The organism is Cryobacterium sp. Y11 (genome assembly GCF_002929535.1).
In the GTDB taxonomy this organism is placed as follows: domain Bacteria; phylum Actinomycetota; class Actinomycetes; order Actinomycetales; family Microbacteriaceae; genus Cryobacterium.
This window is the reverse complement of record NZ_PJJO01000036.1, coordinates 16,800-28,429: the sequence shown is the minus strand read 5'-3', so window position 1 is coordinate 28,429 and position 11,630 is coordinate 16,800. Positions and strand designations below refer to the sequence as shown.

Annotated in this window: 10 protein-coding genes and 1 pseudogene; 10 read left to right on the top strand and 1 reads right to left on the bottom strand. The window is 62.2% G+C overall.

The genetic code is table 11. The features are described 5' to 3' along the window. The 6 genes and pseudogenes from CXY75_RS20225 to CXY75_RS20865 form a co-directional block, all read left to right on the top strand. A partial coding sequence (locus tag CXY75_RS20225; protein ID WP_233201653.1) for a hypothetical protein occupies positions 1-202 on the top strand: 202 nt, incomplete at its 5' end. Between the two features lie 464 nt (positions 203-666). Continuing rightward, entirely contained in the window at positions 667-1,029 is a 363-nt protein-coding gene (locus CXY75_RS20220; RefSeq protein WP_369826624.1) for a DUF488 domain-containing protein, read from the top strand. Between the two features lie 385 nt (positions 1,030-1,414). Continuing rightward, a pseudogene (locus tag CXY75_RS20870) lies at positions 1,415-1,609 on the top strand (hypothetical protein); the annotation flags it as partial. Between the two features lie 18 nt (positions 1,610-1,627). Continuing rightward, positions 1,628-1,783 (top strand): hypothetical protein, encoded by a 156-nt coding sequence (locus CXY75_RS20795; RefSeq protein ID WP_304481707.1) that lies wholly within the window; start codon positions 1,628-1,630, stop codon positions 1,781-1,783. A gap of 35 nt (positions 1,784-1,818) precedes the next feature. Next, positions 1,819-2,694: a hypothetical protein gene (locus CXY75_RS00965; protein ID WP_199182317.1), complete on the top strand. Its 876-nt coding sequence runs from the start codon at positions 1,819-1,821 to the stop codon at positions 2,692-2,694. Beyond that, positions 2,642-2,884 (top strand): hypothetical protein, encoded by a 243-nt coding sequence (locus CXY75_RS20865; protein WP_199182316.1) that lies wholly within the window; start codon positions 2,642-2,644, stop codon positions 2,882-2,884. The genes CXY75_RS00965 and CXY75_RS20865 overlap by 53 nt, the downstream gene beginning before the upstream one ends. An 81-nt stretch (positions 2,885-2,965) precedes the next feature. On the opposite strand, the gene CXY75_RS00960 is transcribed toward CXY75_RS20865, so the two are convergent. After that, entirely contained in the window at positions 2,966-4,864 is a 1,899-nt protein-coding gene (locus tag CXY75_RS00960; RefSeq protein ID WP_104081013.1) for a transketolase, read from the bottom strand. Between the two features lie 1,054 nt (positions 4,865-5,918). Between CXY75_RS00960 and CXY75_RS00955 the strand changes: the two genes are divergently transcribed. Genes CXY75_RS00955 through CXY75_RS00940 form a run of 4 tightly spaced genes read left to right on the top strand, consistent with a single transcriptional unit; the run spans position 5,919 to position 11,612 of the window. After that, positions 5,919-7,313, top strand: coding sequence for an alpha/beta hydrolase (locus CXY75_RS00955; RefSeq protein WP_104081012.1), 1,395 nt, complete (start codon positions 5,919-5,921; stop codon positions 7,311-7,313). After that, positions 7,310-8,860: a GMC family oxidoreductase gene (locus tag CXY75_RS00950; RefSeq protein ID WP_104081011.1), complete on the top strand. Its 1,551-nt coding sequence runs from the start codon at positions 7,310-7,312 to the stop codon at positions 8,858-8,860. Before CXY75_RS00955 ends, CXY75_RS00950 begins: the two co-directional genes overlap by 4 nt. After that, the gene (locus tag CXY75_RS00945; RefSeq protein ID WP_104081010.1) at positions 8,854-10,686 is read left to right on the top strand and encodes a glycoside hydrolase family 15 protein; all 1,833 of its coding nucleotides are present in this window, start codon (positions 8,854-8,856) and stop codon (positions 10,684-10,686) included. Before CXY75_RS00950 ends, CXY75_RS00945 begins: the two co-directional genes overlap by 7 nt. After that, positions 10,683-11,612 carry an SDR family oxidoreductase gene (locus tag CXY75_RS00940; protein ID WP_104081009.1) on the top strand — a complete coding sequence of 310 codons (930 nt, stop codon included), beginning with the start codon at positions 10,683-10,685 and terminating at the stop codon, positions 11,610-11,612. The genes CXY75_RS00945 and CXY75_RS00940 overlap by 4 nt, the downstream gene beginning before the upstream one ends. Positions 11,613-11,630 lie beyond the last annotated feature (18 nt).

Below are 11,630 nucleotides of genomic sequence, written 5' to 3'. Positions count from 1 at the left end.
TGGTCAGCGCCGAGAATCGACAGCCACAATCGGCGGCGCAGAACTAAGCCCAAGCTCAGGCTTCGACGGGTTCAATTTCAACGAGCTGATCCGTGTTGTGACCGAGGACGGTGACTTCCCGAGCATCTTAGGTGCGTCATTCTTCTCGAAAACTGCTGCTTCAGCGTCCACGCGGTCGCTCGGAATGGAAGATGCGGCGTGAGCTCGTGAGCTCGTGAGCTCGTGAGCTCGTGAGCTCGTGAGCTTAGGACATCCTCCAGTCGGGCTCTCGCTGCTCGCAAAGCGAGCAATGACGTTCTTTATTGCCTTCGAAAGATGTCAACTTTTATGAGTCAGTTTCTTTAGGCGGCCATTGAGTTCGTTTCTTCCTTCTCAGGTTCGTTGATCCAGGACGTCATCGAGAACGTGGCTGGTTGCGGGTGCTGCTGAACGAAGCGTTCAGGGTGCTCGGTAGAAGCCGTCGTGAGAACGCGGGCACGAGCGTGCTGAATGGCCGTTGCGCGGCCGTGGTTAACGTTGGCTAGAAAGCGTCTTTTTCCACGAAAGATGGCTAGTAGCGCAGTGGCCCACGACTGTTCGAGGGCGGTTCTAAGAGCAGATCAGGTGCCTACAAGCTGGGCTGCCCGTAATCTTGACGTTGAGACCGATTGTTGGGGAGGTTGCATAGTGGTTGCGAAACCGGATATACAGGTTCGCCGCGTGTACGACGAGGCTGAGGAGCAGGACGGAGTCCGGGTCCTAGTGGATCGCATCTGGCCACGTGGGATAACGAAGGTCAAGGCGGCACTGGACGAATGGTGCAAGGACGTCGCCCCGTCGACGGCACTACGAAAGTGGTACAGTCACGACCCAGCCAAGTTCGAAGAATTCGCTCGACGCTACGGCGCCGAACTGGAACACGTCGAACGCGGCAAGGCGCTGCAACATTTGAGAGATCTGGCTATTCGTCATCGTCTGACCCTGCTGACCGGCACTAAGAACCCGGATATCAGCGAAGCCGCAGTGCTCGCCCAGATTCTCCGCCGATGAAACAGAACCGGGTATAGCTGCCCGCGGGCGACGCAAGCAAGGCTGCCCATAACCAGCAATCCGAACCGATGGCGGTAGATACTACCTCTGTCGGCGTGACCGACGGGGTGCGCGGATGCCTGTTCGATCTGGATGATGTCATCACCAAAGCGGTGGCCGATTCGTACCTTTCGATGCTGTTGCCAACTACGACGCGTATGTTGACGGGAAATCATATGCCGACGGTACCCGCTCTTTCCCGGTATCTCGTGGGGTGGGCCTGCCGGAGGGTAGTGCCGAGGACGCATTCGAAACGGTCAACGGGCTCGGCAGCCGGAAGAACGATATCGTCCTGCGCCACATCCGCGAGGATGGCGTTGAGATGTATGAGGGATCGCTGCGTTAAGTGCGAGCGGTTCGATCGTGTGGTTTGCGTTGCGCGGTGGTGTCTTCCAGCACCAACTGCCAGGATGTGCTTATCGCATCCGGAATAGCGAATCTTTTCGATCAGCGCATTGACGGGCTGACTGCTAAGCGGAAGCCTTTGACGGAGAAGCATGCCCCCGGCATATTCTTGGTTGGGGCGCACGCATTGGGACTGAGACCGGAGGAATGCGTCGTGTTCGAAGACGCCCTCGCCGGAGTGGCGGCCGGCCTCGCTGACAACTTCGCCGGAGTTATCGGCGTGGACCGGGAGGGTCAGGCGCAGGCTCTTCGCGACCATGGGGTCGATATCGTGGTGTCCGATCTTGCGAACCTGCTGCAGGCTGCATGATCGATCATCCAGCCTTCGAAGTCGAGCCGTAATGCTTGCGGGAAGCCAGTTTTGATCTGGATGTCCTGGCGCAGACTGAGTCGGTGTTCGCCCTGTCCAACGGTTCCATCGGTTGGCGCAGAAACCTGGACGAGAGTGAACCGCACGGGCTGCCGGGCTCTTACCTGAACGGGGTCTTTGAAGAGCGCCCGCTGCTCTATGCCGAAAATGGTTACGGGTATCCGGAGTCTGGGCAGACGATCATCAACGTCACCAACGGAAAACTGATCCGGTTTCTGGTCAACGATGAGCCGTTCGATGTCCGCTACGGATTACTGCGTTCCCACGAGCGCAGCCTGGACTTCAGAACCGGAACGCTGACCTGTCAGACTGAGTGGGTCTTCCCGGCCGGCTGTGTGGTCACTATCACTTACACACTGATGGTGTTTCTTGTGCAACGGGCGGTCGCGGCGATCTGTTACGAGGTCGAGCCCGTCGATCAAACCACACGGGTCGAGGTAGAGTCCGAGCTGGTGGCCAATGAGCAGCTTCCCGATCCGGGCGGAGACCCGCGGGTGGCTGCGCTGTTGGAGTCACCGTTGGTAGAGCAGGCCGATTCTGCCCGCGGCGCGCGTACCGTATTGGTGCACTCCACTCGGCAGAACGGTCTAATTGTCGCGGCGGTAATAGATCATGTCGTGGACGAACCGCCCAGAACGAAAGTGCGTTCGGAGAGTTTCCCGCATATGGGGTGGATGACATTCTCAAGCACGTTGGAGCCGGGGCAGCGGCTGATTAAGGTTTGTTGTGTACAACTGGTCCGGTTCCCGGTCGCAGCCCGCGGTCCGAGACCAGGCCGACGCGGTGTTGGTCGGTGCGATGCAGACCGAATGGAACCGGTTGCCCGCCGGGCAGCGCACCTTTCTGAATAACTTCTGGTCCCAGACGGATGTGGAACTCGACGGCGACACTGCAATCCAGCAGACGGTGCGGTTTCTCCTGTTTCACATACTTCAGGCTGGCGCGTACCTAGGGAGGGCGATCGCTGCGACAGGGCTCACCGAGCCGGGATATGACGGGCATACCTTCTGGGAAACCAAAACTTTCGTGCTACGGTGCTGACCTACACAGCACCGGATCACTGCTGCCGGCAATCTCACTCTGCTCGCTTTCGGGAGTTAGCTGCGTTTGGTATGCGCATTATCAAACCTCCATCAGTTCTCGGGCGGCCGTGACGATATGCCGAGCTGATATCCCCGCGGCGTCCAAGAGTTCGGCCGGCGCACCCGACATCGGTAGGCCGGTGACGCCGAGGAGTTTGACTCGCAGTTCCGGCACCTCGGCATCAGCCAACGCTTCCATCACTGCACCCCCGATGCCCCCCTGGGGGTAATGGTCCTCCACCACGACCAGTCGCCCACCGGTGATGCGGCAGGTGTCGATTAGCGTGTCACGGTCGAGTGGTTTGATCGAGTAAAGGTCGATCACCCGTGCACCGATACCGAAATCGGCGAGTTTTTCGGCGGCAGCTAAGCATTCGTGCAAGGTGACTCCCGCGCCGATCAGTGCAACGGTGTCCTCGACCCCGGCGTGGTGGACCTTGCATCCGCCGATGGGGAACTTCTCCTCGGGTGAGTAGATGACCGGGTACGCGCCGCGGGTCGCGCGTAGATATACGACGCCGTTGGTGTCGGCCATCGTCAACACCAGTGCCGCGGTCGAGGGGGCATCACTTGGATACACGACAACGGAGGTATGAATAGCGCGCATCGCCGCGATGTCTTCCAGAGCCATCTGGGAGGGCCCATCCTGGCCGATTTCAACGCCGGCGTGGGTGCCGACCAGGCGAATGTTTGCTTCCGACACGCCGGCCATCCGGATGAAGTCGTAGGGTCGGGCGATCAAGAAAGCGGCGAAGCTTGACGCGAAGGGGATATACCCGCGCACCGACAAACCCACCGCGGAAGCGATGAGTTGTTGTTCAGAAATGAACATTTCAAAGAATCGTTCCGGACAGACCTCCCGAAACTCACCGGCATGCGTGGAGTTGCCGACTTCTCCGTCAAGGACAACTACCTCCGGTCGTACTGCGAGCGCGGAAATCGCGGCACCGAAAGCCGCCCGGGTAGCAACTTTCTGCCCGATCTCCCACGTAGGGAGGGTGACTGTGGCGCCAGCGTCAGGGACGATCGCAGATGTCCCAGCATCAGGAACAGCGGTGGTGATAGTCAGCCCGGTCACGCCACCGAGGGCGGCGACAGCACGGTCCGCTATTTCCGGCGGGAGAGCCTTGCCATGCCAGCCGTTTTTGTTTTCAATCTCGGGCACACCTTTGCCTTTGATGGTGCGGGCCAATATCACTGTCGGCTGGTCCGGATGGGACCGAGCTTCGGTCAGTGCCGCATCGATCGCGACGACATCATGTCCGTCAAGCACGAGGGCGTGTGCGCCGAACGCTTCGACCCGTTTGGCGTACTTGTCCATGTCCCATTGCAGCTCGGTAGGCCCGTTCTGGCCGAGCCTGTTAATGTCGACGATGGCCGTCAAGTTGCCGAGTTTGTAATAGCTTGCCTTGTCGATCGCCTCCCACATGGAACCTTCTGCCAGCTCGCTGTCTCCGCAGAGCACCCATGTCTGGTAGGGAAGCTTGTCCAGGTATCTTGCGGCCAGACACACGCCGACCGCGTCCGGTAGGCCCTGGCCGAGAGAACCAGTCGCAACATCCACCCAGGGCAGGATAGGCATCGGATGCCCCTCGAGTCGGGAACCGAACTGGCGGTAGGAGTTCACCAACTCGTCCTCATCGATAACGCCCACAGCACGGTACATCGAATACAACAACGGCGAGGCGTGACCTTTCGAAAAGATCAGATGGTCATTGGTCGCCTGCTGGGCGTTGGCCCAGTCATACCGCAGGTGCCCGACCAGAAGGACCGACATCAGATCTGCCGCCGACAGCGATGAGGTCGGATGACCAGAACCGGCTTGTGTACTGCAACGGATGGAATCCACCCTCAACTGGGTCGCCAACCGGTGTACGAGATGCAGGTGTTCACCGGTTAGTTTCGCGGTACCCGCCGTTGGAATGGAGTTTATTGTCATGTCGTCATATTCCTTCGCAATGAGAAGTGGATCCGTTTCCGCGGCGAAACAGGCTGGGTCGCGTCTCTGCCCAAACGTACTCCGCTGACCACGGATCTGATAAAGGCTCGGTCTAAGGTGAAAAAATGACACATCAGATGAACGGATTGTCGCAACTATCGCAATGCTCACTGAGACAACGTCGGTAGACACCGATGACGGTGTCGAGGGACGTTTGAATGCGCGTTACGAGCTGCACCCTCTGCCGCCAATGTATTTAAGGGGCGACCATCGTAGGATCGAAGAATTTCAACGCACCGCCGGGTCGGGAGATCCACTGGCAGCAGACGCTGTCCGACGCGGGACATGTGTTTGGGGTACTCGGCGACTGCCCATGGGGCTTCGACAACAAAATATTGCATATTGTCGGCTGAGATCGATTGGTGCGGAGGCAGCCCGACTGGGCAGCACGCTTGGCATACGCGTCGCCGACGTGAACCGTGCCGATCGCGGTACCATACCAGGAGTAGCGAAAGTTCTCCCCTCTCCAGCATTGTCACCTCGAGCCCAGCCTGCACCGACAAGTGACCCCGGTAATGTGCTCTCTGACCTGCTGCTGATCTCTACTTTCAGTGAACCCTCATTTTAAGAGGGCCCACTGTCCGAGATATCCGCGGCAGCTCAATCGCTCTTCTCTGCGCAGGAGGCTTGATCGCTTTCCCTGTCAGCGATGTGGCGTTGTTGCGTTCACGTAAATCGTCCCGTTAGAGGTTCCCAAGTGACACGGCATGGGACTGCTGACGGTTTGGTTACCAGGGTTGCGGCAGTGTGTCGAAGATCATGAATCGTCATGGGTGGGAGTTCTGCAATACGGAGCACACGCTCGAACCAGAAGCCGTTTTGCTTGGTGGGTGTGATCAGCTGCTGACCGAAGCGACCTGGCAAAACCGGGTCGTCTTGGCTATTTCCCATTACACCGCATCGAACCCTTCCCGCAGAAAGGGGAACGGTACCTGTCCGGTCGGCCTCGCCAATCGCCCTTGAAATATCGGCGATCTTCCGGTTAACTGATGTCATGTCAAGCAAGAGCGCCCGGGTATCCGCGCGGCCGGTGGCGTTCTGCCTTCATGCCCTGGGCGCGAGCTCTGTCGAGTTTGCTCACCTTCGCGACGCCCTGGCTGGCGAGATCGAGGTGGTCGCCATCGATCTACCCGGGTTCGGTGACACGGCGTGGGTCGACGGGGCCTCGGTGGAGGAGACGGTCGAGTTCGTCATCCGCCGGATCCGTGCGCATGGTGCTGCGCGATGGATGCTCGTCGGCCACAGCATGGGCGGAAAAATCGCCTCGATCATCGCCGCGCGAACTCTGTCTGGTCGGGCGCCCCTTTTCGGCCTCGCCGGCGTCGTGTTGCTGGCCGCATCTCCCGTGACGCCCGAGCCGATGGCAGAGGACCGCCGCGAGTTGATGATCGGCTGGGCTTCAGAAAGCCACTCGGCTTCCGACGGCCACTTGAGCGACGAATCGGCGCGCGAGTTCGTCGACGCCAACATTGCCGAGCCACTCGCTGAGACGGACATGGCAAGTGCGGTGTCGGGCGTGCGGCGCACGGACCCGCTGGCTTGGCGCGCCTGGTTGGAGAGGGGCAGTCGCGAAGACTGGTCTTCAGAAGTCGGAAACCTGGCTGTGCCAGCTCTCATCGTCTCGGGCGCCCAGGATGGGGATCTGGGGGACCCCGCGCAGCGCCGCCTCAACGGGGCGACCTACCTGGCGGCGAAGTTCGTGACGATCGAGCATGCCGCCCATCTTCTGCCGATCGAGCGTCCTCAGGAGGTCGCCGCCGCGATCCTGACCTTCTGGCGTGACCATGCAGGGACGTCTCCGGGGGTTCCCCCGAGCACCGGTCGAGTCATCGCGTCGGAACGGACGAGCGAGCGAACCCGCGGCATCCTGTCCCGGCGGGTGCTGGCGGATGACCCTGGTTACCAACCCTTGGTCTTGTCGAGCCAGCAACTAGCGACACTGCGCGACATCGCTGAGCGACTTGTCCCGCAGGGCGATGACGCGATCGACCTTGCCGCTCGTGTCGACCAGCAGCTCGGTCGCGGAGGCGGCGACGGTTGGCGGAACGCGGCGTTGCCCGCCGACGTGGACGCCTATCGCCTCGGTCTCGACGCGCTGGTCGGGTTCGGCGTTGACACCCCGGAGCGACAGGGCGAGATGATCGCGCAGCTGATCGACGGCAGCTTCGTCGCCGAGGGCTCAACGCTGAACTCTAAGCAGCTGCAGTTCTGGTTCGAAGACGCCCGCGTGGATCTGGCTCGTCAGTGGATGGCGCACCCGGCGACCTTCTCACGCGTCAAGTACGACGGCTTCGGCAACGGCGGCGACGGCGTCCGTAAGCAGGGGTTCACTCTTCTCGAAGCCGGCCGCCGAGAAGCCTGGGAACCGAGCGGCGGCGGCACCGAATGAACCTGAGCGGCATGCGCGTGTTCGACCACGCCGACGAGGTCGACGTGATCGTGGTCGGGTCAGGGGCTGGCGGGGCCCCTCTGACGGCGTCCTTAGCGTCGGCCGGATTGAGGGTCGTGGTGCTGGAAGCCGGCCCGAACGTCGAGCCCGGCGACCACACGCCTGACGAGACCGAGGCAGTCGACATCATCTGGATGGATGAGCGGCTCAGTGGAGGCGAAACACCGACCGCCTTCGGGCCCAACAACAGCGGCCGCGGTGTCGGCGGTTCGACGTTGCATTGGGGTGCCTTTACGCCGCGCCCCGACGCGCGTGACATGTCGTTTCGACGCGAGACGGGTCAGGGTGTCGACTGGCCGATCTCCCCTTCCGAGCTCATGCCCTATGTCGCCCGCGTCGAGCAGTACCTCGGTGTTTCCGGGCCGTCCAACTATCCCTGGGACCCTGATCGGCGCTACGCCCTGCCGCCGGTTGCGCGCAACGCCTCGTCGGAGATGATGATGCGTGGATGCGAGGCGCTCGGCATCCGCGCGACCGATGCGCCCGCTGCTGTCATCAGCCAGGACTGGCAGCAGGAGGGATTCGGACTGCGTCAGGCTTGCGTCAACTGCGGCGCCTGCCACCAAGGATGCCGCAACGGCGCGAAAGTCTCGATGGATACCAGTTACCTCCCGGTGGCTTTGTCGCGCGGGGCCGAGATCCGCGCTGATTCGACAGTGCACACCATCGAAACGGACAAATCCGGCGCCGTCACCGCCGTGATCTATCGACGTGGTGGCGTCGACCACCGCCAACGCTGCGCGATGTTGGTGCTCAGCGCCGGCGGGATCGAGACTCCGCGGCTGCTGCTGCACAACGCACTCGCAAACAGCACCGGCCAGGTCGGCCGAAATTTTATGGCCCATGGTGGCGTGCAGGTCTGGGGACGATTCGACCAGCTAATGCGGTCGTATCGCGGCTATCCATCGTCGATCATCTCGGAAGACATGGTGCGCCCGCCTGACGCCGCTTTCGTGGGCGGCTACCTGATGCAGAGCCTCGGGGCGATGCCGTTGACCTTCGCGACGACGCTGATCCGGGGCAGCTCACTGTGGGGTCCGGAACTTACCGAGGCGCTCGAGCAGTACCCGTATATGGCCGGCCTGGGGATCAACGCGGAATGCCTGCCTTCCGACTCAAATCGGCTCACCCTGTCCGACGAGGTCGACGAGCTCGGCGTGCCCAAGGCGCACATACGCTTCACTGCGGGCGAGAACGAGAAGGCGATCGAGGCTCACGCGGTCACGACGATGACCAACATCGTGTCGGCGGCGGGTGGCAGCGACATCCTGGTTCTGCCGCGATCTGCTCACACCCTCGGGACCTGCCGGCTGGGCGAGACGGCCGACGTCGGCGTAGTCGACGCTGACGGTCGGAGCTTCGACATCCCCAATCTCTGGATCTGCGACACCTCGGTGTTCCCGAGCTCGCTGACCGCGAACCCGGGCCTCACGATGATGGCACTTTCACTCCGCACCGCGGATGCCATCCTCAGCACAACATGGTAGATCACCGCATGCTCGCCATGAAAGCCCGCACCGACGGCTATGTCGATCTACGGGATTATGCCGCGATCGGGGACGGCAGGACAGTCGCGCTCATCGCCCGGGACGGCAGCATCGACTGGCTCCCCATTCCCGATATGGATTCCACCCCAGTCTTCGCCCGGTTATTGGATGCCGAACACGGCGGTCAGATCGAACTTGCGCCGACCGAGCCGTATACCGTGCGACGCAGCTACCTCAGCGGGACGAACGTTCTGCGGACGACATTCACCACGGAGTCCGGGGTCGCACGCGTCACGGACGCGTTAATCACGGGCCTCGCCGGACGCCTGCCGTGGGCTGAGTTGGCGCGTCGCATCGAGGGGATCCGGGGCGCCGTGAAGTTCCACTGGGACGTCGTGCCGGGTACCCGTTTCGGCTCGTCGTCGCCGTGGGTCGAAGATGGCCCCCTCGGCAAGATCCTGCGAATCGACACTGTCAACCTCACCGTCCAAGGCATCCAGCACGGGCCACACAGCGGCGGCGATCGCACGATAACGGGTGGATTCACGACGTCGAAGGGGTCGCGACACCTGCTTGTCGTCGCAGGAACGTCGGATGGCCCACTTCCCATTCCGGTTGGAAAATATACGGATACCGCCATCGACCGCTCCATCAGCGCGTGGCGCGCCTGGTCGAAGGAGTTCAGCTACGACGGCCCCTGGGCGCTCCACGTGCACCGCAGCGCGCTCGCACTGAAGCTCCTTATGTACGCCTCGACCGGTTCCATCGCTGCAGCGGCGACGACCTCGCTACCTGAAAGCCTGCACGGGGGCAAGAATTGGGACTACCGCTACGCGTGGGTGCGTGATCTCGCCTATACCGTCCACTCGTTGGTGCGGTTCGGTCTGCGGGAGGAGACGCATTCGGCGGTGGACTGGCTACTCCGGACGCTCAAGAATCACGGTCCCGAACTGCACATCCTCTACACACTCAGCGGTGAGCTCCCGGGGGAGGTCACCACGCACCAGGTACCCGGGTGGCGGGGAATCGGCCCGGTGGTCTCGGGAAACCGGGCGACCGATCAGGTGCAGCTCAGCGTCTTCGGCGACCTCTTTGACGTGATTCGCATCTACGTCACCGCCGGCAACGTGCTGGACGGAGAGACAGGCCTGCTGCTGGAATCCCTCGCCGAACACACCGCTGGAGTCTGGCGACGGGAAGACGCAGGGATGTGGGAGCTCGAGGAGCAGCACCACAACACCTCCTCCAAGATGGGCTGCTGGCAAGCGCTAGATGCTGCGGCCCAGCTGTGCGAGGCCGGCCACATGCCCGGCGATGCGAAGCGATGGCGAGCCGAATGTGACGAGATCCGAACTTGGATCGACGAGCACTGTTGGTCCGATAGGCTCCAAGCCTACGTCGCCCACGCCGGGGACGAGAGCCTGGACGCCTCGGTACTGCGGCACGCTACGAGCGGCTTCGACCGCGGGCCCCGCATGTCGTCGACCATCGACGCCATCCGGAACGAGTTGGGCAGGGGTCCGCTGCTCTATCGCTACAGTGGAGCCGATCAGGAGGAGGGAGCCTTCGTCGCCTGCTCCTTCTGGATGGCGAGCGCACTGGCTTGCGTAGGTCGCCACAACGAAGCGACGGCGCTCATGGACGAACTCGTCCAGCTCTCGAACGACGTGGGTCTTTTCGCCGAGATGATCGAGCCGAGCGATCACTCGTTCCTCGGTAATCTGCCCCAGGGCCTCAGCCATATAGGACTCATCAACGCGGCCATCACCATCGAAGAGCTCTCGGGTGCCGACGGTGCATCCCGCTCGGCAAGGAGACAGAAATGACAGAGCCCACCGCAATACCCGCCCCCGCGAAGCCAGACCAGTACACCTTCGGCGATCCGCGCACCCGCTACCCCGTCATCAGCCCACCCGTTCAGCAGCAAGACGAGCCCGGTATCCAGTCGCAGATGACGCCGGTGCCCGACCTCGGCGAGGCGACGTACCGCGGAACCGGCCGACTCACCGGTCGGCGTGCCTTGATCACGGGAGCAGACTCCGGCATCGGTGGCGCAGTGGCTATCGCCTTCGCTCGCGAGGGAGCCGACATCACAATGTCGTACCGCCCAGAAGAGGAGTCGGATGCGCGTCACATTGCCGACGTCATCAAGCGGGCCGGTCGGACCGCGACGTTGGTGCCGGGCGATCTCACCGACCCGGTCTACTGCCGAGCGCTCGTCGACACGGCGGTGAGCGCCATGGGTGGACTCGACGCGGTCGTCAACGTCGCCGGCAAGCAGGTGTGGCAACCCACGCTCGCGGAGATCAGCGATGAGCAGTTCGAGCAGACCTATGCGACGAACGTCTTTGCACTCTTCTGGATCGTTAAGGCGGCCGTGCCTCACCTCGAACCCGGTTCGACGATCATCAACACCGCTTCACTCGAGGCCTACACCCCTTCACCGGATCGATTGGACTACGCGAGCACCAAAGGCGCAATCAACAACTTCTCGAAGGGGCTGGCCCAGCAGCTCATCCCGCACGGCATCCGAGTCAATGTCGTCGCGCCAGGGCCGACCTGGACCGCGCTGCAGGTCACGCGCGGCGTGGACCCAGAGACGCTCCCCGAGTTCGGATCCAGCGAGACGTCGATGGGACGAGCCGCGCAACCGGCCGAGCTGGCGCCGGCGTACGTGTTTCTCGCCTCCGCGGAGTCTAGCTTCGTCGTCGGGGAGACCCTCAACGTGAACGGTGGGATGAACACGCCCTAAGCCTCAATACCGTTCAGG

Bases quoted from the DNA above. Each gene is read 5' to 3' on its own strand.
- CXY75_RS20865 (WP_199182316.1), top strand. From the start codon at position 2,642: ATGCAGACCGAATGGAACCGGTTGCCCGCCGGGCAGCGCACCTTTCTG.
- CXY75_RS00960 (WP_104081013.1), bottom strand. From the start codon at position 4,864: ATGACAATAAACTCCATTCCAACGGCGGGTACCGCGAAACTAACCGGT.
- CXY75_RS00955 (WP_104081012.1), top strand. From the start codon at position 5,919: ATGTCAAGCAAGAGCGCCCGGGTATCCGCGCGGCCGGTGGCGTTCTGC.
- CXY75_RS00950 (WP_104081011.1), top strand. From the start codon at position 7,310: ATGAACCTGAGCGGCATGCGCGTGTTCGACCACGCCGACGAGGTCGAC.
- CXY75_RS00945 (WP_104081010.1), top strand. From the start codon at position 8,854: ATGGTAGATCACCGCATGCTCGCCATGAAAGCCCGCACCGACGGCTAT.
- CXY75_RS00940 (WP_104081009.1), top strand. From the start codon at position 10,683: ATGACAGAGCCCACCGCAATACCCGCCCCCGCGAAGCCAGACCAGTAC.